At 47.2% G+C, this 23313-nt stretch carries 19 protein-coding genes; 17 read left to right on the top strand and 2 right to left on the bottom strand.

Annotation, left to right across the window (positions count from 1 at the left end; all coding sequences use genetic code 11):
- Positions 1–13: 13 nt before the first annotated feature.
- Positions 14–469 carry an IS200/IS605 family transposase gene (gene tnpA / locus DWZ61_RS07685; RefSeq protein WP_118537957.1) on the top strand — a complete coding sequence of 152 codons (456 nt, stop codon included), beginning with the start codon at positions 14–16 and terminating at the stop codon, positions 467–469.
- 160 nt (positions 470–629) lie between these two features.
- Here tnpA and DWZ61_RS07680 read toward each other — a convergent pair whose 3' ends face one another.
- The gene (locus tag DWZ61_RS07680; protein ID WP_118537956.1) at positions 630–1136 is read right to left on the bottom strand and encodes a CYTH domain-containing protein; all 507 of its coding nucleotides are present in this window, start codon (positions 1134–1136) and stop codon (positions 630–632) included.
- Positions 1137–1574: 438 nt separating this feature from the next.
- Here DWZ61_RS07680 and DWZ61_RS07675 point away from each other — a divergent pair, with 438 nt between their 5' ends.
- From DWZ61_RS07675 to DWZ61_RS07635, 9 genes are all read left to right on the top strand, one after another.
- Positions 1575–2891: an IS4 family transposase gene (locus DWZ61_RS07675; protein WP_118537955.1), complete on the top strand. Its 1317-nt coding sequence runs from the start codon at positions 1575–1577 to the stop codon at positions 2889–2891.
- A gap of 335 nt (positions 2892–3226) precedes the next feature.
- Positions 3227–4252 carry a substrate-binding domain-containing protein gene (locus DWZ61_RS07670; protein WP_182427029.1) on the top strand — a complete coding sequence of 342 codons (1026 nt, stop codon included), beginning with the start codon at positions 3227–3229 and terminating at the stop codon, positions 4250–4252.
- Positions 4253–4260: 8 nt separating this feature from the next.
- Positions 4261–5757 carry a histidine kinase gene (locus tag DWZ61_RS07665; protein ID WP_243026374.1) on the top strand — a complete coding sequence of 499 codons (1497 nt, stop codon included), beginning with the start codon at positions 4261–4263 and terminating at the stop codon, positions 5755–5757.
- On the top strand, positions 5750–7366 hold the full coding sequence (locus DWZ61_RS07660) for a response regulator (RefSeq protein ID WP_118537953.1): 1617 nt from the start codon (positions 5750–5752) through the stop codon (positions 7364–7366). Before DWZ61_RS07665 ends, DWZ61_RS07660 begins: the two co-directional genes overlap by 8 nt.
- 1 nt (position 7367) lies before the next feature.
- Positions 7368–8417 (top strand): substrate-binding domain-containing protein, encoded by a 1050-nt coding sequence (locus DWZ61_RS07655; RefSeq protein ID WP_243026373.1) that lies wholly within the window; start codon positions 7368–7370, stop codon positions 8415–8417.
- A 201-nt stretch (positions 8418–8618) separates the two neighbouring features.
- Positions 8619–9782 (top strand): multiple monosaccharide ABC transporter substrate-binding protein, encoded by a 1164-nt coding sequence (gene chvE / locus DWZ61_RS07650; RefSeq protein WP_118537952.1) that lies wholly within the window; start codon positions 8619–8621, stop codon positions 9780–9782.
- A gap of 136 nt (positions 9783–9918) precedes the next feature.
- Entirely contained in the window at positions 9919–11463 is a 1545-nt protein-coding gene (gene mmsA, locus DWZ61_RS07645; RefSeq protein ID WP_117465918.1) for a multiple monosaccharide ABC transporter ATP-binding protein, read from the top strand.
- Entirely contained in the window at positions 11460–12650 is a 1191-nt protein-coding gene (mmsB, locus tag DWZ61_RS07640) for a multiple monosaccharide ABC transporter permease (protein WP_117465917.1), read from the top strand. The genes mmsA and mmsB overlap by 4 nt, the downstream gene beginning before the upstream one ends.
- A gap of 79 nt (positions 12651–12729) precedes the next feature.
- A complete protein-coding gene (locus DWZ61_RS07635; RefSeq protein WP_118537951.1) occupies positions 12730–14499 on the top strand; it encodes a methyl-accepting chemotaxis protein in 1770 nt (589 codons plus the stop codon).
- Positions 14500–14570: 71 nt separating this feature from the next.
- Here the strand turns inward: DWZ61_RS07635 and DWZ61_RS07630 are convergent, their stop codons facing one another.
- Positions 14571–15080 carry a CYTH domain-containing protein gene (locus DWZ61_RS07630; RefSeq protein ID WP_117465915.1) on the bottom strand — a complete coding sequence of 170 codons (510 nt, stop codon included), beginning with the start codon at positions 15078–15080 and terminating at the stop codon, positions 14571–14573.
- 210 nt (positions 15081–15290) lie between these two features.
- Between DWZ61_RS07630 and DWZ61_RS07625 the strand changes: the two genes are divergently transcribed.
- The 7 genes from DWZ61_RS07625 (at position 15291) to DWZ61_RS07595 (ending at position 23091) form a co-directional block, all read left to right on the top strand.
- Positions 15291–15842 (top strand): DJ-1 family glyoxalase III, encoded by a 552-nt coding sequence (locus DWZ61_RS07625; RefSeq protein WP_118537950.1) that lies wholly within the window; start codon positions 15291–15293, stop codon positions 15840–15842.
- A 29-nt stretch (positions 15843–15871) separates the two neighbouring features.
- Entirely contained in the window at positions 15872–16927 is a 1056-nt protein-coding gene (gene gmd, locus DWZ61_RS07620; RefSeq protein WP_117465913.1) for a GDP-mannose 4,6-dehydratase, read from the top strand.
- Positions 16928–16958: 31 nt separating this feature from the next.
- On the top strand, positions 16959–17903 hold the full coding sequence (locus tag DWZ61_RS07615; RefSeq protein WP_279220484.1) for a GDP-L-fucose synthase: 945 nt from the start codon (positions 16959–16961) through the stop codon (positions 17901–17903).
- Positions 17904–17964: 61 nt separating this feature from the next.
- Entirely contained in the window at positions 17965–19326 is a 1362-nt protein-coding gene (locus tag DWZ61_RS07610; protein WP_118503594.1) for a M18 family aminopeptidase, read from the top strand.
- A gap of 124 nt (positions 19327–19450) precedes the next feature.
- On the top strand, positions 19451–19852 hold the full coding sequence (locus DWZ61_RS07605) for a bacteriohemerythrin (RefSeq protein ID WP_117465911.1): 402 nt from the start codon (positions 19451–19453) through the stop codon (positions 19850–19852).
- 72 nt (positions 19853–19924) lie between these two features.
- A complete protein-coding gene (locus DWZ61_RS07600) occupies positions 19925–21796 on the top strand; it encodes a S8 family peptidase (RefSeq protein ID WP_118537949.1) in 1872 nt (623 codons plus the stop codon).
- A gap of 278 nt (positions 21797–22074) precedes the next feature.
- Complete coding sequence (locus DWZ61_RS07595; RefSeq protein WP_118503541.1) at positions 22075–23091, top strand: LacI family DNA-binding transcriptional regulator; 1017 nt, start codon at positions 22075–22077, stop codon at positions 23089–23091.
- The last annotated feature ends 222 nt before the right edge of the window (positions 23092–23313 follow it).

Below are 23313 nucleotides of genomic sequence, written 5' to 3'. Positions count from 1 at the left end.
AAAGGTGATTAAAATGGCCAATAAGACCAACGATTTAGCACACACAAAGTGGATGTGTAAGTACCATATCGTCTTCACTCCAAAGTATAGACGAAAAATAATTTATAATCAATACAAAGAAAGCATAAGAGATATTTTGAAACAGCTTTGTTTATACAAAGGAGTAGAGATTATAGAAGGGCATCTTATGCCCGATCACGTCCATATGTTAGTAAGCATACCGCCAAAATATAGTGTGTCACAATTTATGGGATACTTAAAAGGGAAAAGTGCATTAATGATTTTCGATAAGCACGCAAACCTAAATTATAAATTTGGAAATAGACATTTCTGGTCAGAAGGGTACTATGTAAGTACGGTAGGACTCAATGAGGCAACCATAAAAAAGTATATACAAGACCAGGAGAAGTACGATATCATGCAGGATAAACTCAGCGTGAAGGAGTACGAGGACCCCTTCAAGGGATAGCCGGTAGTACGAGCGCCCTTTGAAGGGCAGCGACGAGTCAAGGGCGTAGTGGCTTGAACGAAAAGTGAAAGCCAGCGTCTTTAGGCGCTGGCCGGTAACAGAGGCTTATAGCCTCAGAGCAAACCACCCGTTAGACGGGTGGTGGTGATTTAGAAAAACATTATGCTTCCGGTGCATGATGCAGCTCCAGTGCCAGATAAGAATTGTGGTATTCCTTGCAGTAGGTCACGTCCTTGTCGAACCATGCGGGAGGAACGAATGCTTCCGCAGCTTCCTTGCTGCCGAATTCGACCTCTGCCATGATCAAAGGGGCAAAGGGGGCATCGAAGACGTCCAGCTCGATAGTCAGGGAATAGTCCGAAGGCGGTGTGGGGAAGCCTTCCTTGAATCCGGGATGCTCTAGCGGGATCAGGTAGCGCCTCTTGGAGATCACGGTGCCGTCGACTTTTTCCCGCAGATGATAATAAGATTCTTCGTTCAGTGGAAGATTGCTCTCATCTCTTGCCATCATACCGCTGCCTTTGTAGGTAAGATAATACTCATTATCCTGTTTTCTGGCGCGGATGACGGGGTTATAATTCAGATAGACCTGCTCAATGTGATGAGAGGGATAACTTTCCAGATTGTCAGGTAGAGATTTCAGGGTAAATTTTCGCTCGATTTCCATGATGCAAATGCCTCGTTTCTGTAGTTGGGACTTAAAAATACTGCCTTCTTTAGTATAGCATGATACTTCCCGAAAATACAATGCATTTGTAACCTTGAGTTTCCGTAGTTTTATCCACAGACACACATATTTTCATATATTGTCATAAACAACTTTCAAAAAATGCTCAAAATATAAGGAATCCCTTTCCTTTTTGATGTAAAATTAAGTCACCACAACAAAACTGTACTAAACAAAAAAGAGGAGGATTCCCTCAATGTCATTAAGTTAAGATGACAAATCAAGATCTCAGTATTAGAAAATAATACTGGGGTCTTTTTTTATCAAAAACTTGACAGAAACACAAAAATGTGTGGCCGCTCTCGCTACTGATTATATTTAGAAGTTGCGAGAGCGGCCCTTGTAATTAAGTAAATCTTGATTACAAGGAGGTCACATATGAAACCCAAACAGATAAAACAAATTTTATTATCTGAAATAAAAAAAGTTTCAGATAGAGCAGATGAATTCTGTCTTAATCCTAGTAAGTGCTTCGTTAGAAAACGCAAACTATCATTTGAGACAGTTATACGAGGCATTATAGGGATGGAAAGTAAAAGCTTAACAAATGAACTAATCGATATGTTTGATTCATCACCTGAAATGACTTCAGCATCTGCCTTTGTACAGCAACGAAGTAAAATTAAACCAGATGCATTTAAAACTATTTTTGAAAGTTTCACCTCAAAAATCACTACTAAAAAATCTGATACGCTTCGTATCCTTGCAGTTGATGGCTCAGATGTTCAAATAGCTACGAATCCTGGCGATTCCACTTCCTATCATCCAGGAAGTAATGGACAAAAACCGTATAATCTCTTACATTTAAATGCTTTGTATGATTTAGAACATCATATTTATACAGATGCCGTTATTCAAGGTCACTTGAATTGGAATGAACATTCCGCACTTCAGGAAATGGTTGATAAATCAGATATTTCAAAGGCACTTGTTGTTGCTGATAGAGGTTATGAGTCATATAACAACATGGCACATATCCAAGAAAAAGGATGGTATTTTTTAATACGAATCAAGGATGGGAAAAATGGAATAAAGCAAGGCTTGGACTTACCTGATAGTGATGAATTTGACGAAAAAATAAACTTGCAATTAACACGAAAACAGACAAAAGAAACGAAAGAATTATTCAAAAGAAAAAACTACTATAAATTCGTACCAAGTACGACTTTCTTTGAGTATCTTCCTCTGAAATCAAAGAAAAATGATCCGGCAGTTTTTTACGAACTTAATTTCAGAATTGTTCGCTTCAAGGTGACGGATGAACTCTATGAAACGGTACTTACAAATTTAGATAAGGATGTATACCCACCTGAAAAACTAAGAGAATTGTATGCATCACGATGGGGTATTGAAACATCTTTTAGAGATTTAAAATATACTGTAGGAATGTTAGATTTTCATTCCAAAAAGGTGATGTGTATCCATCAAGAAATATACGCACATCTAATTATGTATAACTTTGCAGAAATGATTACCTCGCACATAGTCATTGAAAAGAAGCAAAGAAAATATACATATAAAGCCAATTTTTCGATTGCAGCTCACATGTGCAGATTATTCTATAGAGGAAAAGCCACATCACCCAATTTAGAAACCATTATAGCAAGACATATCATTCCTGTAAGGAATGATAGACATCGTAAAAGAAATCTTACGATCAAAGTCTTTCATGGTTTCCTATATAGAGTAGCATAAATTTACAAAAATGGAATCATTTTTTAGGCAGATGCAAATCTGTCTAATTAGCATGCTTAAAAATGCAAAATGGCAGGAAAGTACAAAACTTTCCTACCATTTTACTTTTGAGTCAACTATTGTACAATGTTAACTTAATGACATTGGCGATAAGCCTTCCGTATTTTAGTTCCGGGGACTAGCATTTTTTAGTGGACTATCTGTATATTTTTGGACTTTTTTGCACGAATGTGGAAAATAGCATTTTTATATGGTATCTTTAACAGTAGATTGGGCGGAATTCTGTCAGGGATTCCGGTTTGGGAGAGATACATATGCGTCATAAGGCTGAAAAAATGGGCAGAAACAGAGGCCAGGGGATCATTATAGGGTTTCTGGTGTTTGTCATTGCAGTCATTTCGATATGCACAATTATTTTTCGTTCCTATGTGCGGGAGTTTCATAAAGTAACAGAAAAGGAAAAATATGACCAGTATTATGTGATGATCACGGAGGATCGGAAGCCGGACTTCTGGCAGTCGGTATACCGCGGAGCCTATGAGCGGGGGCAGGCGGAAAATGTATATGTGGACCTGCTGGGGGAGCACTTGTCTCAGGAATATTCCAGATCCGACCTTATGCGGATCGCCATGACATCCGGTGTGGACGGTATTCTGGTGGAATCCGATGAAAGTGACGAGATGTCGGAGCTGATTGATGAGGCGGTAGACCGTGGAATTCCGGTAGTTACCCTGTATGGAGACAATACCCACAGTGCCAGATGCAGCTTTGTGGGTGTGGGAAGTTATAATCTGGGAAGAGAGTATGGAAGACAGGTGCTGAAACTGGCAGCGGCAGAGGATACAGAAGATCCGTTAAAGGTAGCGGTACTGATGAATGCTCACGCACTGAATTCTACCCAGAATATCGTGTGTTCCGGAATTCAGGATGCTCTGGAACAGGAGAAGCTTCAGGGATCGGAGATCCAGATGTCTCTGATCACGGTGGATGACACCAATACCTTCTCCGTCGAGGAGTCCATCCGGGATATTTTTATGGACCAGACTCTTCCGGATATTATCATCTGTCTGAACGAACTGAGTACGACCTGTGTCTACCAGGCTGTGGTGGATTACAACTGTGTGGGAGAGATCGCCATTCTCGGATATTATGACACGGATACTATATTAAAGGCCATCGAACGCAATGTCATCACAGCAACGATCTCCATTGACACGGAACAGATGGGGGCATTTTGTGTGGATGCGTTGCAGGAATATTACAATTACGGTTATACGAGCCAGTATTTTACGGCAGATGTTACCGTGATCGATCAGAGCAACGTGGAAGAGTATTTAGGCAAACAGGAAGAGGCAGAGTGAGGCGGGGTATGACAAAGAAATTTCGGCAGCTGTCTCTTCAGGCGAAGATGAGCAGCATTTTTATTCTGGTAAATCTGGTGGTGTTTGCGGTGACGGTAATTCTGATCCTTGGCATCAACAGCATGTCCTCTGAAATCGATATGGTCTATCAGGGAAATCTGCGGCTGAATGAACTGTCGGATGCCCTGACGGCAGTACAGGACAGCATGACAGAGTATCTGGATTCCAAGACCAGTGATTCCCTGGAGGAATTCTATCGCAGTGAACAGATTTATGCCCAGATGGTACAGGGGTTGAGTGATGACGTGACGGAAGCCGCCTTTCGACGGATGGAGCGTAGCATCCGGCATATGTCTGAGGAGTATCTGGATCTGGTGGGGCAGACCATCGAAGCCAAGAGAGGACGAAACGTGGAAAAATACAGGGTGCGCTATGAAAATGCCACCCAGATGTATGAGTACATAAATACTTATATATATAGTCTGAATAACGAACAGTTCCGCAGTAATTCCGAGAACTACAGCCGCCTGTCAGTGGCATTCCGCAGCTTTGAACTGTTCAGTGTCATTACCCTGACGATCGTGGCAGTGATCAGCGTGGCCATTGTGGTAAAACTGACGGGAGAAATCATCAGTCCGTTGAAGAGGCTCACGGTAATGGCCAATGAAGTGGCGGGTGAAAATTTTGATACGGAACTTCTGCCGGTGCAGTCGGAGGATGAGATCGGCGTGGTAACCGGAGCGTTCAACCAGATGGTTATCAGTATCAGACAATATCTGGAGAGACTGCGGCAGAGTATGGAGATCCAGCGTTCACTGATGGAGAAGGAACTTCTGATGGAATCCCATCTGAAGGATGCGCAGCTGAAATATCTGCAGGCGCAGATCAATCCCCATTTTCTGTTCAACACCCTCAATGCCGGAGCTCAGCTGGCGATGATGGAGGGGGCGGACCGAACCTATGATTATATACAGAATGTGGCGGATTTCTTCCGCTATAATGTGAAAAAGGGCAATGATATCGTCACGCTCCGGGAGGAACTGGAGTTGATCGATCATTATATTTATATCCTGAATGTCCGCTTTTCCGGAGATATTCATTATGAAAAGGAGATTTCGGAGGATCTGTTGGATTGTGCCGTGCCCAGCATGATCCTGCAGCCCATTGTGGAAAATTGTGTAAATCACGGTATCCGGGAGATGAGTGGAGAAGGACGGATCTGGCTGAAGGTGTATCACGGGGAAAAAGATACGCTGGTCATCAGTATCCGGGACAACGGCATCGGTATGGATGCGGAGATCATAGAGAAGCTGAAGAATGGAACCTACCATGAGGAGCGGCAGAGCTCCGGTTCCAACGGTATCGCCATGGGAAATGTCATAGCAAGACTGAAGCTGTTCACCCAGAACGACGATGTCATGACGATCCGCAGTGATGGCAGGAACCAGGGCACGGAAGTGATCCTGTATCTTCCGGTAAAGGAGAGAGAAAAAGCAGATGTATAAGATCATGTTGGCAGATGATGAAGGAATCGTGATCGATTCCCTGAAGTTCATTATTGAGAAAGAATTTAAGGATATCTGTGAAGTGCAGTATGCCAAAACCGGAAGGAGTGTCATCGAACTGGCGGAGAGCTTTCGACCGGACATTGCAGTCATGGATATCCAGATGCCGGGGATCAACGGCATCGATGCCATGAAAGAGATCCGCAGGACCAATAATCACACGGTGTTTATTGTGATGTCGGCCTATGATAAATTCGACTATGCCAAGGAAGCAATCAAGCTGGGAGTTATGGAGTATATCACCAAACCCATGGAGAAGACCAGGATCGTGAACGCTCTTCGCAAGGCCATGGAAAATATCGATGCCGAGCGTCTGAAGCGGAAAAATGAGCTGTTGATCAAGGAAAAGCTGGAGACAGTGGTTCCCATTATTGAAAGTGGACTGATCCACAATATTCTCCTGCAGGAGCATTTCAGGGAGGATATCGAGAATTACCGTTCCATTCTGGGGATTACGCGGCAGTATGCTTATATGATCGCGGTGGTCAGCGGTGACGAGCAGCAGGGCAATCATATGACGAACGCAGTGGGCAGCAGTGTCCGGATGCAGAAGCATTATCAGGAGGTAAGGGATTGTCTGAAGGAACACTTTGACTGTATCGTGGGAACGGTGATGGCCAATAAGCTGGCGGTGCTGGTTCCTTACGAAAAAGAAATAATGGATTACAACGAACGTATTGAACTGATCGAGAAAGCCAGGGAACTGGTGCGCTACATGCGCAAGCGTACGGATATCAGCTTCCGTATCGGCATCGGAGGACCGAAGGATTTTCTCATGGCATCAGAGTCCTATACCGAGGCGCTGAATGCACTGGTGGCATCCACGGGCAGTGTGGCTCATGTGGATGATCTGCCGATCCGCTGCGAATTTGCCGGAAACTATCCGGTGAAACTGGAGAAGAAGCTGTTTGCGGAGATTGAGGACGGAGACATCGATAATGCTTCGGCAACGGCAGCGGCATTTTTTGACTGGATGACGGACATCGGATCGGATTTGATGAACATGCGCCTGAAGATCCTGGAATTTGTGCTGTGGTCGGAACGCATTGCCTATGAGAAAGGCGGTATGACTTATCAATTGAACTCCCGGGCGGATTATCTGCCGCAGGTCATGGAGATGGCAGAGCCATCGGCCATGAAGACCTGGTTCCTGGAAAAGGTAAAAGAGTCTTGCCGCAATGTTTTGAACAAGAGAGAAGAGAAGTCCGGCAGTATCATTGAAATGGCCAAAAATTACATTAAGAATAATTACCACAAAGACATTTCCCTGGATGATGTATCCAGAGAGGTCAATATCAGCCCGTATTATTTCAGCAAGCTTTTCAAGGAAACCACGGGAGAGAATTTCATCGAATATCTGACGAATCTGCGAATGGATAAGGCAAAGGAACTGTTGGAGACCACGGAGTGCTCCATGAAGGAGATCTGCGTCAGAACGGGATATTCAGATCCGAATTATTTCAGCCGCAGCTTTAAAAAGAACGTGGGGGTCACTCCGACGGTCTATAAGGAGAATCGGGGAAAAATATATGAACAGGGCAGTGTGTAAAATGAAAAAAATGTGGAAATATGCAGCGGTTGTGCTTGTCTGTGTGCTGACACTCGGCGCCTGCGGTAATCTGGACAGCAGTAAAACGTCCGGGGATGCCGCACAGGACCGGAAGATCCAGATCGGCATGAGCTTCGATTCTTTTGTCATCGAGAGGTGGCAGACAGACCGGGATATCTTCGTATCCACAGCCAAGGAACTGGGGGCGGAGGTCAATGTACAGAATGCCAACGGGGATCTGGAACAGCAGAAGAAACAGATCAATTATTTCATTGATAAGGGAATGGACGTTATTGTCATCATCTGCATTGATTCCGAGGGGCTGGCAGAGCAGGTGCAAAAGGCGAAGGAAGCAGGGATTAAAGTCATCGCCTACGACCGAATGATCATGGATTCGGATATTGATCTGTATATCACTTTCGACAACGAGCGCGTCGGCACCATGATGGGAGAAGCACTGGTGGATAACGGGCTGTCTGGTGGAAAAGTGCTGATGCTGGGAGGTTCTGCGGTGGACAGCAACGTGGCTATGGTAGAGAAAGGATTCCGGAAGGTGATGGAGGATCATCAGGTGACAATCCTGGATTCCATGCATGCGGACGGATGGAAAGCGGAGCTCGCAGCGGCCTATGTCTATGACCATATGGATGTTGTCTCGGAAGCGGATGCCATCATGTGTGGCAACGATGATCTGGCCAGTAAGGTGGTGCATGCCCTGAAGGAAAAGAGGATGGCGGGAGACATCATGGTCGTTGGGCAGGATGCCGATCTGGAAGCCTGTCAGCGGATCGTAGAAGGAACACAGGTCATGACGGTTTATAAGCCAGTGGAGAAGCTGGCCCAGAAGGCTGCGGAATGTGCCGTGCTTCTGGCAGAAGGAAAGGAGCTTCCAGAAGAGACTATGACGATAGAAAGCGGAAACTATCAGGTGCCCTATATCGGACTGGAACCCATCAGCGTGGATAAGACCAATATCAATGATGTGATCATAGGCAGTGGATTCCATCTGAAGGAAGATGTCTATCTGAATGTCCCTGCCGAAATGCCCTGACGGGATCGTGAACGCAGAAAACTAGGAACAGGAAAAATTTGGTAAGATAGCTGTGCTTGCAGACAAAATATTGCTAGCACAGCTTATTTTTGACTTCCGGACAGCACAGAAAAGTGCAGAAGGTCATAAAATCATGCTATTTGATCTATGGTATTCTCTACTTGTCAACAAAAACAAACCAAACAAGGGAGGTTACTTTTTATGAGGAAGAAATTATTAAGCACACTTCTGGCAACAGCCATGGCTGTTACAATGCTTGCAGGATGTGGATCCAATGGGGGACAGCAGGCAACCACACCGGCAACGGACAATAAGACGGAGACTTCCGCAGAAGCAAAGACGGAGACTTCCGCAGAAGCAAAGACAGAGACTTCTGGTGCAACAGGCGGCGGTAAGGTCGGTGTAGCAATGCCCACCAAGGATCTGCAGAGATGGAATCAGGATGGTAGCAACATGCAGGCTCAGCTGGAGGCAGCAGGCTATGATGTAGATCTGCAGTACGCATCTAACGATATTCCCACACAGGTATCCCAGATCGAGAATATGATCAACTCCGGCTGCGAACTTCTGGTCATCGCATCCATCGACGGTGACTCTCTTGGAACCGTTCTGGAGCAGGCAAAGGAAAAAGACATTCCGGTTATCGCATATGACCGTTTGATCATGAACTCCGATGCAGTTACTTATTACGCAACCTTCGATAACTACATGGTAGGTACGAAACAGGGTGAATACATCAGAGATCAGTTGGATCTGGACAATGCAGCAGGACCTTTCAATATCGAGCTGGTAACCGGTGATCCCGGTGACAACAACGCAAGATTCTTCTTCGGTGGTGCCATGGATGTGCTGCAGCCCTACATTGACGCAGGTAAGCTGGTAGTAAAATCCGGACAGACCGATTTCGAAACCGTTGCAACCGCTAACTGGTCTACTGAGACCGCACAGTCCAGAATGGACGCTATCATTTCCGCTAACTATGCAGACGGAACTAAGCTGGATGCCGTTCTGTGCTCCAACGACTCCACTGCACTGGGTGTAACTAACTCTCTGGAAGCTAACTACACCGGCGAGTGGCCTATCATTACCGGTCAGGACTGCGATAAGCCCAACGTTAAGAACATGATCTCCGGTAAGCAGTCCATGTCCATCTTCAAGGATACCCGTACTCTGGCATCCAAGGTTGTAGAGATGGTAGACGCTGTTATGAAGGGCGGCGAGGCACCTGTCAACGATACCACAACTTACGACAATGGTACCGGCGTTATTCCTTCCTATCTGTGTGAGCCCGTATTCGCTGATGCAAGCAACTACAAAGAACTGCTCATCGATTCCGGTTACTATACAGAGGCAGATTTACAGTAATTTATAATAACACGGATCTGTAAGGATCCTTACGGCAGGCGGGCGTTTCCCGCCTGCTGTATTCATGGGTAAAGCAAGAATAAGATTTTAAATGTTTGATTAGATAATGTGGAAACAAGACTTGGGAGGGATACCATTGGCAAAGATATTACTGGAAATGAAAAATATAACCAAAACATTCCCCGGTGTAAAAGCACTTGACAATGTAAACCTGCAGGTGGAAGAAGGAGAGATCCATGCCCTTGTAGGCGAGAACGGCGCAGGAAAGTCCACACTTATGAATGTACTGAGCGGTATTTATCCGTACGGATCTTATGAAGGCGATATCATCTATAATGGTGAGATCTGCAAATTCGACAAGATCAAGGACAGTGAGGAAAAAGGTATCGTTATTATTCATCAGGAACTTGCGCTGATCCCCTATATGACCATCGGGGAGAATATGTTCCTTGGCAATGAACGGGGACATAAGTACAAAATCAACTGGAATGAAACCAATGCCAGGGCGGCGGAACTGTTAAAGACCGTAGGCCTGAAGGAAGGCCCCCAGACATTGATAAAAGATATCGGTGTAGGTAAGCAGCAGCTGGTAGAGATTGCAAAGGCGTTGGCAAAGAACGCTAAATTGCTGATTCTGGATGAGCCTACAGCATCTTTAAACGAGACAGATTCCAAAGCACTGTTAGATTTGATGCTGGAACTCAAGAAAAAGGGAATGACATCCATCATCATCTCTCATAAGCTGAATGAGATTTCTTATGTGGCAGATAAGATCACAGTCATTCGTGACGGATCTACCATCGAAACGCTTGTGAAGGGAAAAGATGATATTACCGAGAGCCGGATCATCAAAGGAATGGTAGGAAGAGAGATCGCTGACCGATTCCCGAAGAGAGAGCCGAAGATCGGAGAGGTCCTGATGGAAGTAAAAGACTGGACGGTACATCATCCGCTGTACTCAGACCGTAAGGTAGTGGATAACGTTAACCTCAATGTCAGAAAAGGCGAAGTAGTAGGTATCTCTGGACTGATGGGTGCGGGCCGTACGGAACTGGCAATGAGCCTGTTCGGAAAAAGCTATGGCTCCAATATCAGCGGCGAACTGTATATCAACGGCAAAAAAGTACAGCTGAATACTGTACAGGAAGCCATCAAAAATCATCTGGCATATGTGACGGAGGATCGAAAGGGCAACGGACTGATTCTGAGCAACCCGATCAAGATTAATACAACTCTGGCAAATCTGGATGCCATCAGCAGACATACTGTTATTGATAAAGACAAAGAGTACAATGTGGCGGTAGACTACAAGAACAAACTGAATACGAAATGTCCAACTGTGGAGCAGAATGTAGGAAACTTAAGCGGCGGTAATCAACAGAAGGTACTTTTGGCAAAATGGATGTTCACAGATCCGGATATCCTGATCCTGGATGAGCCGACGAGAGGTATTGATGTTGGTGCAAAATACGAAATCTACTGCATCATTAACCAACTGGTGGCAGAAGGAAAATCGGTTCTCATGATCTCCTCGGAGCTGCCTGAGATCCTTGGCATGTGTGACCGGATCTATGTAATGAACGAAGGAAAAATAGTAGGAGAACTGGCGGGCAGTGAGGCAACACAGGAGCTTATCATGTCCAAGATATTATCAGCCGGTAAGAAAGGAGCATTGGCATGAATAAAACAAAGGGCCTCGATTTTATAAAAAGATATACCATGATCCTCGTACTGATCGTGGTTACGGCATTTTTTGCATGGAGAACCGGAGGAGCAATCCTGCTTCCCATGAATGTCAGCAGTCTGATCTCGCAGAACGCATATGTGTTTATTCTGGCAACCGGTATGCTGTTATGTATCCTGACCGGCGGTAACATCGATCTGTCCGTTGGATCTGTTGTATGTTTCGTCGGTGCCATCGGAGCGGTACTCATGGTCAACATGAAAATGAACATGTGGCTGGCTATTCTGATCATGTTTGCTATCGGTACACTGATCGGTGCTTTCCAGGGTTTCTGGATCGCTTATGTGAGAATCCCGCCTTTCATCGTGACATTGGCCGGCATGCTGGCTTTTCGAGGATTAAGCAACGTAGTCCTGCAGGGTATGACCGTATCCATTAAGGACTGCACTACATTCGTAAATCTGTTCGGTGGCGGTGCTGACTGTTATATTCCCGATTTCTTCGGTAATGGTCCCATCAATCTGACCTGTGTATTTGCCGGTGTGATCGCTGCAGTGATCTTTGCAGTGTTACAGCTGAAGAATAGAGCCGACAAGGTGAAAAAAGGATACGAAGCTCCCAGCATGGGTTCCACGATCGGCAAAATCGTAGTGATCGCTGCAGTGATCCTGGCATTCAGCTATCGTCTGGCACAGCACAAAGGTATTCCCAGCGTATTGATCTGGGTACTGATTGTTATCATGGTATATGGTTACATCACTTCCAACACTACTGTGGGACGTTATTTCTACGCAGTGGGCGGTAATGAGAAGGCCACCAAATTATCCGGTATCAATACCAACAAGGTTTATTTCCTGGCTTATATGAACATGGGATTCTTGGCAGCGTTAGCTGGTATGGTAACCATTGCACGTATGACTTCCGCACAGCCGACATACGGACAGAACTATGAAATGGATGCCATCGGTTCCTGCTTCATCGGCGGTGCTTCCGCATACGGCGGAACCGGAACTGTACCCGGAGTTATCGTAGGTGCTGTACTGATGGGTGTTATTAACCTGGGTATGTCTTTGATGGGTGTCGATCAGAATATGCAGAAGGTAGTCAAGGGTCTGGTACTTCTGGCAGCAGTTATCTTCGATGTTGTATCCAAACGTGGTGGAAAATTAATTGCCAAGAATTAATTTCTACATATCTAATCAAAAGGGCCCGGTGCATATGCGCTGCAGGCCCTTTTGATGGTATTGGGCGGAGGAGAAGAGCATGAATAAGGGAAAAGAACGGAAGAAGCGGGAAGGAAAGCAGAAAAAAGGAGTCGGGATCGGAGTCAAGATCGTGACGCTTTTACTGCTGCTGGCAGTTGCTGCACTCAGCTGTATGGGAGTGCTGGTGCAGACACTGCAATCGGTCATTGTAACCAACGATGAAATCGTGGCCGGTCAGGTGGCTGAACAGGAGAAAATCTCGGAGCTTTCCAGACAGTTTACTTACATTAACGGGCAGGTGCTGACCCATGTCATGACCACCAACAGTGTGACAATGGATAATTTGTCGGATAAGATCCTGCAGGAGATCACTGATATGGAACAACAGATGACGGAGTTCGAAGGACTGCTGTCTGAGGGGGATGCCCGGAGAGAGGCGTTTGACAGTGCTTCTGCGGAACTGGCAAAATACAAAAAGACCGTGGAGAGTCTGCTGGTCACCAGTGCAGAGAATAAGACGCAGGCCTATGTGTCCGCCACATCGAATCTGCCGATGTTCAATGAACATATTGAAAGTTATATGAATCAGATGCTGGAGATCACCGGAGAGCAGATGGCACAGGCACAGGGACAGATGGAGCAGCGTGCGGCCAGAGTGCCCATGATTGTGGCGGTGGCAAGTCTGGTACTGCTTGCAGTAGTCGTGGTGATCATGCTGGGATTGCGGATCTGGGTCATCGGTCCGGTGAAATATGCTACGAGGCAGGTGGATGAACTGGTGGAGGGCATTCGCAATAACAGAGGTGACATCACCAGACGGATCCGGGTGAAATCGGGGGATGAAGTCGGCAGATTATCCATGGCCATCAATGATCTGGTGGCGCAGATGCAGACCATCATAAGGGCGATTACCGAGAGCTGCGGACATATGGAGGAAAAACAGACCGGTATTATCTCCAATGTGGAAAAGGTAAATGCCACCGCGGAGGACACCACCCAGAAGCTGGGAGTGATGGCTGGTGGCATGCAGTCTGTCACGGAGGCTATCGGAGGGGTGCAACAGGATACCGGGGTGCTGGATACCACGGTGGAGAACATGCTGGAGGTGGCACAGGATGGACGCAATTATGCGGCGGATATCAAGGATAGGGCCGGAAAAATGAAGGCAACGGCGGTGGCGAGTAAGCAGGAGGCAACCCGGGTGATGAAGGAGATCGACACGGCAATGACGGAGTCCATCGCCAACAGCAGGCAGATCCACAAGATCACGGAACTGACGGAAGAAATCCTGGGAATTGCTGGAACAACGAATCTGCTGGCACTGAATGCGTCTATCGAGGCTGCCAGAGCAGGAGAAGCAGGCCGGGGATTCGCAGTCGTGGCGGAGGAGATCCGCAAGCTCGCAGACAGCTCCAGAGAGTCAGCCAATAATATCCAGGAGATAAGTAACCGGGTAGTGGAAAGCGTGGAAGAACTTTCCGAAAATGCTACAAAACTTTTGGATTTTATGAATACCAGAGTCATGAGAGATTACGATGCTCTGGAGGATACGGGCACAAATTATCATGAGGCTGCGGATCATGTGGATGAGATGATGAATGAATTCCGACAGAAGATCGATGAACTGTTGTCGGTACTGCAGAATGTCAATAGTGCTAACTCACAGATGGAAGCAACCGTGGAGGACAGTACGGAAAAGCTGGCGGTGGTAAAGAACAACAACCGGGGATTACAGCAGGAGATGAAGGATATTTCCTATGCGGTGGATGATCTGACCGGTGCAGTGGGACAGTTGAAAGAAAGTATCCGCTGTTTTACAGTGGTATAGACAGAAAAAATAAAATGCACGGGATTCCCGATGGGGAATTACCGTGCATTTTGAATGACTGCAGTTACATTTTAGGAATTTTCCGGAGCGTGATGCAGCTCCAGAGCCAGATAGGAATTGTGGTATTCCTTGCAGTAGGTGACATCTTTGTCAAACCATGCGGGAGGGACGAAAGCCTCTGCTGCTTCTTTACTTCCAAACTCCACTTCTGCCATGATCAGAGGGGCGAAGGGGGCATCAAAAACATCCAGCTCGATGGTCAGGGAATAATCTGCCGGAGGAGTGGGAAAGCCTTCTTTGAATCCGGGATGCTCCAGAGGGATCAGATAGCGTCTTTTGGAGATTACGCTGCCATCGGCTTTTTCCCGTAAATGATAATAAGATGCCTCGTTCAGCGGAAGATTGCTCTCATCTCTGGCCATCATGCCGCTGCCTTTGTAAGTGAGATAATATTCATCATCCTGTTTTCTGGCTCTGACCACAGGATTATAATTCAGATATACCTGCTCGATATGATGAGAAGGATAGCTTTCCAGATTGTCGGGTAAGGATTTCAGGGTAAACTTTCGCTCGATTTCCATAATACTAATGCCTCGCTTCTGTAATTAAGACTTAAAAACACTTCTTTAGTATAACATGATTTTCCTTGAAAATACAGTGAAATCTGCAAATATCTGCCCCTGGGAATTGAATTACGCTTCCAAATTGTGTATACTAATCATAACTGTGCAAAGTCAGAGTATATGACTTGCAAATGAGACAGAAAACAAAACGGAAAGCGAGGGAAAACCATGAGTAAGATAGCGATTTTTCTGGCAAATGGGTTTGAGGAAATAGAAGGTCTGACGGTAGTGGATATCTGCCGCAGATGTGGACTGACCATTGATATGGTGTCCATTACGGAAGAAAAACAGGTGATGGGATCACATAAGATTCCGGTGACTGCGGATATGACATTGTCCCAGGTGAATTTTGAGGAATATGATTGTCTGGTATTGCCCGGTGGCGGACAGGGAACGAAGAATCTGGAGGCCTGTGAGCCCCTGATGCAGCAGATCGATGCTTTTTATGCATCGGGAAAATACATTGCGGCAATCTGTGCGGCTCCCAGTATCTTCGGACACAGAGGAATCCTGAAGGGAAAGAGAGCATGCGCCTATCCCTGCTTCGAGGATCATCTGGAAGGTGCGGCTGTGACTGCAGGCCCCGTGGAAGTGAACGGTAACGTGATCACTTCCCGCGGAATGGGGACTTCCATCCCCTTCGGACTGGCGATCGCCGGTGTATTCTGTGGACAGGATAAGGCAGATGCCTGCGCCCACGCTATTGTATTTCAGCCGTAAGCAGCTGAAGAGAAAGACGAGGACAAAGAATGAAAAAAGCATTAATTACAGGAATTACCGGACAGGACGGCTCTTATCTGGCAGAGTTCCTGCTGGAAAAAGGATATGAAGTGCATGGACTGATCCGCAGATCTTCCATCAGCAATACCGGTCGTATCGACCATCTGATCCGGGAGGATAAGATCGTTCTCCACGGTGGAGATATGACGGATTCTACCAGTCTGGTACGTATCATCGGAGAAGTCAGACCGGATGAGATCTACAATCTGGGAGCGCAGAGCCATGTACAGGTAAGCTTTGAGGCACCGGAATATGCCGGAGATGTAGATGCACTGGGCGTGCTGCGGATTCTGGAGGCTGTGCGTATGGTGGGACTGGCCGAGACCTGCCGTATTTATCAGGCATCCACATCCGAACTCTATGGCCGAGTGGAAGAAGTGCCTCAGAATGAGAACACCCCGTTCCATCCCTACAGCCCCTATGCGGTGGCAAAACAGTACGGCTTCTGGATCGTGAAGGAATACAGAGAAGCGTATAATATGTTCGCAGTCAACGGCATTCTGTTCAACCATGAATCCGAGCGCCGGGGAGAGACTTTCGTTACCCGTAAGATCACACTGGCAGCCGGCAGAATCGCCTGCGGTATCCAGGATAAACTCTATCTGGGCAATCTGGATTCCAAGAGAGACTGGGGCTATGCGAAGGACTATGTGGAATGCATGTGGCTGATGCTGCAGCATGACAAGCCGGAGGACTTCGTTATTGCCACCGGTGTACAGCATACCGTAAGAGAATTTACCACACTGGCATTCCATTATGTGGGAATCGAACTGGAATGGCAGGGCAGCGGTATCCATGAAAAAGGAATCAACAAGGCCAACGGCAAGGTGGTGGTGGAGGTCAGCGAGGCCTTTTACCGTCCCACGGATGTGGTCAATCTGTGGGGAGATCCGACGAAGGCCCGCACGGTGCTGGGATGGAATCCCCAGAGAACCAGCTACGAGGAACTGTGCCGTCTGATGGCAGAGCACGATCTGAAGCTGGCAAAGGCTGAAGCGGTAGTGTTGAAGGAAACCGCGGAATAACAGGAGAAATAAAGAGAGGAAGTACTGTAATATCATGGAAAAAGACGCAAAAATATATGTAGCCGGCCACAAGGGTATGGTAGGAAGTGCTATTTGTAGAGCACTCCAGAGAAAAGGATATACCAATATCATCACCCGCAGCCATAAGGAACTGGATCTGTGCAGACAGGTTGCCGTGGAGGAATTTTTTTCCAGGGAGAAGCCGGACTATGTGTTCCTGGCCGCAGCCAAGGTGGGCGGCATCATGGCCAACAGTGAGGCACTGGCGGATTTCATGTATGAAAATATGATCTTGGAGATGAATGTGATCCATGCGGCATGGCAGAACAACTGCAAGAAGCTGATGTTTTTGGGCAGCAGCTGTATCTATCCCCGTATGGCACCGCAGCCTATGAAGGAGAGCTGCCTGTTGACTTCTGAGCTGGAGAAAACCAATGAGGCATATGCACTGGCGAAGATCTCCGGACTGAAATACTGCGAGTTCCTGAACAGACAGTACGGAACCGATTATATCAGTGTCATGCCCACGAATCTGTACGGGCCCAACGACAATTATCATCCCACCCACAGCCATGTGCTTCCGGCGCTGATCCGCCGCTTCCATGAGGCAAAAGTATCCGGCGCAAAGGAAGTAGTCTGCTGGGGAACAGGAACCCCACTGCGGGAATTTCTCTATGTGGATGATCTGGCAGATGCCTGCGTGTATCTGATGAATACCTACAGCGGCGATGAGACAGTGAATCTGGGAACCGGCAAGGAACTGACCATCCGGGAACTGACGGAACTGGTAGCGAAGGTAGTAGGTTATACTGGGGAGATCAAATGGGATCCCAGCAAGCCGGATGGAACTCCCAGAAAGCTTCTGGATGTCAGCAAACTGGAAAGCCTGGGCTACCATTATACGACGGAGCTGGAAGAAGGTATCCGTCTGACTTATGAGGATTTCCTCAATAATCCCATGCGTGCGGAACGCTAATGGTTCCGGGCACGAACAGCGCAGGCAGACAGACGGCCCGGGAAAGGATGAAGTGAACAGAATGAATGATTTTCGGAAGACAGCACAGGAGATGCTGGAATTTATAAGAATAAGTCCTACCTGTTTTCATGCAGTGGCCAATATCGGAAGGATGCTGGAGGCAGCAGGCTTTCAGCAGTTACAGGAAAAGGAAGAATGGAAACTGGAAAAGGGCGGACGGTATTATACGGAGCGCAATGATTCTTCCGTTATTGCGTTTGTGATTCCGGAAAAGGAGGTCGGCATCAGGGGCTTTCATATGGCAGCAGCCCACAGTGATTCCCCCTGCTTTAAGATCAAAGAGAAGCCGGAATTGACCGTGGAGGAGCATTATCTGCGTCTGAACACCGAAAAATACGGCGGCATGATCTTGTCCACCTGGTTGGACAGACCACTCTCCGTCGCTGGCAGACTGGCTGTGAAGAACGGGAACGGTATCGAGGGCAGACTGGTGAATATCGACAGAGATCTCTGTGTGATCCCCAATGTGGCCATCCATATGAACCGGGAAATGAACAAGGGTGTGGAGTACAATCCCCAGGTGGATCTGCTGCCTTTGCTTGCGGACGTATCATTTGACGAATATGATACACATACTACATACGATGCACAGACCGCATCGGAGAATGCGGAGGAACAGCCGGAAACAGTAGAGAAGCCCACACTGGCAGCGCTGGCAGCAGAAGCGGCAGGCGTGGATGCTGAGACGATTCTCGGAGAAGACCTGTTCCTGTACACCAGACAGGAAGGAAAAATGATAGGAGCAAAGGGAGAATTCGTGTTGTCTCCCAGACTGGATGATCTGCAGAGCGCTTTTGCCCTGACGAAAGCATTTACGGAGAGTACTCCGGCAGAGTATATCAATGTCTGTGCGGTGTTCGATAATGAAGAGGTGGGAAGCGGTACCAGACAGGGTGCAGATTCCACTTTTCTGGAAGATATTTTACAGCGGATCGCGGAAGGATTGCAGGCGGATCACAGCAGCTATCTGCGCTGGGTGGCAGACAGCTTCCTGATCTCTGCGGATAATGCCCATGCGGTACATCCCAACCATCCCGAAAAAGCAGATCCTGCCAACCGCCCGTATCTAAACGGCGGAATCGTCATTAAATATCATGGCAGCCAGAAATACACCACTGACGGTATTTCGGCAGCAAAGATGAAGGATTACTGCGAACGGGCGAAGGTACCTTACCAGACTTATGCCAACCGCTCCGACATTGCGGGAGGTTCCACTCTCGGCAATATTTCCACCGCACATGTATCAGTGTCCAGCGTGGATATCGGACTGCCTCAGCTGGCCATGCATTCCGCTGTGGAGACAGCAGGTATGAAGGATACGGAATATGCGGTCCGGGTGCTGAAGGAATTCTGGGGCGAATGATTTTGGCAGCGGGAATTCTTAAAAAAGTATAAAAAGCGTGGAAGCACTTGAAAGTTCTGCACGAAAAGTGCATATTTAGGATACAGGAAAAGATACAAAAAAGATACGAAAGAAGGCTGAAGTTATGTTTGAAATGAAACCGGAATACTATATTGGAATTGACATGATCGATCAGGAGCATAAACAGTTGTTTGACTATGCCAGTGAAGCATACGAACTGCTGCAGGAAGAGTTTACACCGGACAAGTATGACAAGATTGATGCAATTCTGGAAAAACTGCGTGATTATACCGTAAAACATTTTTCAGATGAAGAAGCGTATATGGAATCCATCCAGTACAAAAAGATTTTTACCCAGAAGATCCAGCATCAGGAATTTATCAAGAAACTGGATGAATTTATTGATCAGCATGAGAAAGATGAAGGGAATCAGGATGAGCAGATCATGGATATTCTGAACTACCTGACGGACTGGCTGATCAACCATATCCTTCATGTGGATGGACAGATTCCGAAAGAGGCGTAAGACCTGACTTTTCCGGAATGATTTCCCACATGGGACATAAGATGTAAGAAGCGGAAGTAATGGGGAGTGCCCATGGACCAGAAACTGGAAAACATCCTGAATCTTGCATTGGAGACCCCGGAGGAAGAACGGGAACAGACGGAAAGTCTGAATGTCGGTTACAGTGCGGAGAGTCGCAGCTGGGAGCTGATCGTAAAATATCATGGCAGTCTGGACGGACTGCGGGAACAGAATATTGTGGTGGAAGAGCTGATTGCCGGATATGCGATCCTTACGGTACCGGAGACACTGGTAGATACCGTATCGGAGACTCCGGAGATCGAGTATGTGGAGAAGCCTAAGCGGTTTTACTATCAGCAGACAGATCCGGACGGCGCATCCTGCTTTCCACCGGTGACAAGAAGAACGCCTTTTCTGAATGGAAGGGGCGTTCTTTTGGCTGTATTGGATTCCGGGATCACCTGGGATCTGGAGGTGTTCCGCAAGGCAGATGGCAGTACGAGGATACGGTATCTATGGGATCAGACGATACCATGGGATCAGACAATTCCGGGAAAGCAGGCCGCATCACGGGAGCAGGAGACGCTGCGGAATCCGACATTGCCACAGAATCAGATAGCGCCGGAGGAAACGGGCGATACGGGATATGGGAGGACACCGGATGGATTTCCCATCGGGACTGAATATACGGAGGAGGAAATCAACCGGGCACTGAACAGCAGTGTTCTGGAACGGTACGGCCTGATCCCCAGCAGGGATCTGACCGGCCACGGAACGGCAGTGGCAGGGATTGCCGCCGGGAGAAGTGCGGACGGTCTCTATACCGGGGCAGCCCCGGAGGCGGAACTGATCATCGTGAAACTGGGACTTCCCAGGGAGGAAGGTTTTCCCCGGACCACGGAGATTATGAGAGGCGTTACTTATGCGCTGCGGAAAGCCAGACAGTTAAATATGCCTCTTGTCATCAATTTGAGCTTCGGCAACAGCTACGGTTCCCACGATGGAAGTTCTCTGCTGGAGAGGTTCCTGGACAATGCTTCGGAGATCGGCAGGACGGTGATATGCGTGGGCAGCGGCAACGAAGGAGCCGCCAGAGGACATTTTGCCGGCAATATAACAAGGGACGGCCGCGTGGAACTGGCTGTGGGCAATTATGAGAGAAACCTGAACATACAGCTATGGAAAAATTACAGCGATGTGTTCCGGATAAGACTGCAGGCCCCGGGAGGTGAGAAAGCAGAATTGTCCACAAATATCCAGGGAGGAAAATACACGCTGGAATTGGAACAGACTAGAATACTGGTTTATCTGGGAGAGCCTCTGCCCTATGCGGTGGCACAGGAAATCTATCTGGACATGATCCCGGCAGAGGGAAGCTACATCAATGCAGGGATCTGGACAATCCGGCTGGAACCGGTAGTGACCGTGACAGGACAATATTATCTGTATCTCCCAGCGGGAAGCGGAATCGGGGAGAGTACCGGATTCTACCGTGCCACACCCCAGGTGACACTGACCATTCCGTCTACCGCAGCCAAGGTGATCACCGTGGGAGCCTATGACCAGGTCTATGATACCTATGCCGATTTCTCCGGCAGAGGCTATGCGGATAGCACAAGAACCATTGGTGTGGCTGCTGCGGGACTGACCAAGCCGGATCTTGTGGCTCCCGGTGTGAATATCCAGGCTCCGAATGTCTACGGCAGTTTTACTCCCGTGACCGGCACCTCCTTCGCAGCGCCCATTGTTAGTGGTGCGGCAGCGCTTTTGATGGAATGGGGGATCGTGCAGGGGAATGATCCCTTCCTCTACGGAGAAAAGGTCAAAGCCTGTCTCAGAAAAGGCGCAAGACCCCTGCGGGGAGAGACAGAATACCCCAATGACCGGGTGGGATATGGGAAACTGTGCGTGGCGGATAGCTTTCCTGAAAATCAGCACAATTAGAAAAAATGGAAACAGTTCCGGAAGCGGATCCTTGCAAAATAGCTTAAATAACTTCAGAAAAACCTGCCCTTTTGTAACTATTGTATAGAAATAAAAAGGGAATTTGTGTAAAAAGGTGCATTGAAAGCCACATCTTAAGATGCTACTATAAACATGAACAATCGTTTGCGCATAAAATGGCAATAAAATGATATGAAAAAAACGGATTGCGCAAAGGATGGGGAGAATAGTGTGTCTGCAATCCAAGGATTGCAGGTCACGGAAAGGCGTGACTTGATATGAACAATCATTCAGAGAATGACAAGGCGATGACGATTCATGATGTAGCGAGAGAACTGGGGGTGTCTGCCAGCACGGTTTCCAGGGCAATCTCAGGGAAAGGCCGTATTGGGGCCGCTACCAGAGACCGGATTCTCGACTACATAGAAGAACATGGCTTTTATCCCAATGCGGCAGCACAGAGCCTGGCACAGTCCAGGACCAATAATATCGCAATTATCCTGCCGGAGGTCAATACCCTGGTGGATATCCCCTTTTTCCATACCTGTATGTACGGTGTGGAAGAGGTGGCGCAGGCCAATGACTACGATATTATCGTGGTGACGACGAATGGAAACGATACCAGACCGCTGGAGCGGCTGATCAAAAACCGGAAAGTGGACGGAATGATCCTTACCAGGACCTATGAGAACGATAAATATGTAAAATTCCTGAAACAGAAGCAGATTCCTTTCGTTGCAGTGGGAAAAATCCCTGACGATGATGTGGTACAGGTGGACCACGACAATGTGGGAGCCTGCAGAGAACTGGTGACGGTACTGTTTGCCAAGGGCATACAGAATATTGCATATCTGGGCAGTGATATGGATCAGATGGTCAACCGTTGCAGATATCAGGGCTATGAGGAAGCTTACCGCAAAGGCAAACGCAAGCTGAATCCGGATCTGGTCTACACGGACTTGAGCAGCAAGGCTATGGTGGAAAAGGCCGTGGAAGAGCTGAAAAAGAGCGGTGTGGAGTGTATTTTGTGCCAGGATGACTACATCTGCGATGAGGTGGTAAGAAAGCTTTCTCACATGGGTGTGCGGATCCCGGATCAGATGAAAGTGGCATCCTGCCATTACAGTCGTATTCTGGAAAATTATCCGATTACCATAACCTCGCTGAAATTCAATATCACAGAGCTGGGCAGAAGATCCTGCCAGGTGCTGCTGGACATGATTCACGGGAAAACGGTTCCGGACAAGACACTTCTGGACTATGAAATCATCCTGAAAGAGTCCACGAAGGGCTGATCTTGAAATGACAAGACATAATTTAGAAAAACGTTTTCCAAAAAAACTTCAAAATACAAGGGTAAAAATTGAATTTTTGAAGAAATTGGATATACAGAAAACCCAGTAAAATCAATGGTTTCAAAACGCACTTGTACAAAGTGCACAATTTTAGATCTCAATATCAGTCATTATTATAAATTGACAACATAAGGAAATGTTGCTAAACTATTATTGTAGACA

The organism is Clostridium sp. AF34-10BH, assembly GCF_003478095.1.
In the GTDB taxonomy this organism is placed as follows: Bacteria; Bacillota; Clostridia; order Lachnospirales; family Lachnospiraceae; genus Acetatifactor; species Acetatifactor acetigignens.
The sequence above is the reverse complement of the archived record's forward strand: the minus strand, read 5'-3'. Positions and strand labels throughout refer to the sequence as shown.

Excerpts from the sequence above, each read along its gene's own strand:
- tnpA (WP_118537957.1), top strand. The coding sequence starts at position 14 with ATGGCCAATAAGACCAACGATTTAGCACACACAAAGTGGATGTGTAAG.
- DWZ61_RS07680 (WP_118537956.1), bottom strand. The coding sequence starts at position 1,136 with ATGGAAATCGAGCGAAAATTTACCCTGAAATCTCTACCTGACAATCTG.
- DWZ61_RS07675 (WP_118537955.1), top strand. The coding sequence starts at position 1,575 with ATGAAACCCAAACAGATAAAACAAATTTTATTATCTGAAATAAAAAAA.
- DWZ61_RS07670 (WP_182427029.1), top strand. The coding sequence starts at position 3,227 with ATGGGCAGAAACAGAGGCCAGGGGATCATTATAGGGTTTCTGGTGTTT.
- DWZ61_RS07665 (WP_243026374.1), top strand. The coding sequence starts at position 4,261 with ATGACAAAGAAATTTCGGCAGCTGTCTCTTCAGGCGAAGATGAGCAGC.
- DWZ61_RS07660 (WP_118537953.1), top strand. The coding sequence starts at position 5,750 with ATGTATAAGATCATGTTGGCAGATGATGAAGGAATCGTGATCGATTCC.
- DWZ61_RS07655 (WP_243026373.1), top strand. The coding sequence starts at position 7,368 with ATGAAAAAAATGTGGAAATATGCAGCGGTTGTGCTTGTCTGTGTGCTG.
- chvE (WP_118537952.1), top strand. The coding sequence starts at position 8,619 with ATGAGGAAGAAATTATTAAGCACACTTCTGGCAACAGCCATGGCTGTT.
- mmsB (WP_117465917.1), top strand. The coding sequence starts at position 11,460 with ATGAATAAAACAAAGGGCCTCGATTTTATAAAAAGATATACCATGATC.
- DWZ61_RS07635 (WP_118537951.1), top strand. The coding sequence starts at position 12,730 with ATGAATAAGGGAAAAGAACGGAAGAAGCGGGAAGGAAAGCAGAAAAAA.
- DWZ61_RS07630 (WP_117465915.1), bottom strand. The coding sequence starts at position 15,080 with ATGGAAATCGAGCGAAAGTTTACCCTGAAATCCTTACCCGACAATCTG.
- DWZ61_RS07625 (WP_118537950.1), top strand. The coding sequence starts at position 15,291 with ATGAGTAAGATAGCGATTTTTCTGGCAAATGGGTTTGAGGAAATAGAA.
- gmd (WP_117465913.1), top strand. The coding sequence starts at position 15,872 with ATGAAAAAAGCATTAATTACAGGAATTACCGGACAGGACGGCTCTTAT.
- DWZ61_RS07610 (WP_118503594.1), top strand. The coding sequence starts at position 17,965 with ATGAATGATTTTCGGAAGACAGCACAGGAGATGCTGGAATTTATAAGA.
- DWZ61_RS07605 (WP_117465911.1), top strand. The coding sequence starts at position 19,451 with ATGTTTGAAATGAAACCGGAATACTATATTGGAATTGACATGATCGAT.
- DWZ61_RS07600 (WP_118537949.1), top strand. The coding sequence starts at position 19,925 with ATGGACCAGAAACTGGAAAACATCCTGAATCTTGCATTGGAGACCCCG.
- DWZ61_RS07595 (WP_118503541.1), top strand. The coding sequence starts at position 22,075 with ATGAACAATCATTCAGAGAATGACAAGGCGATGACGATTCATGATGTA.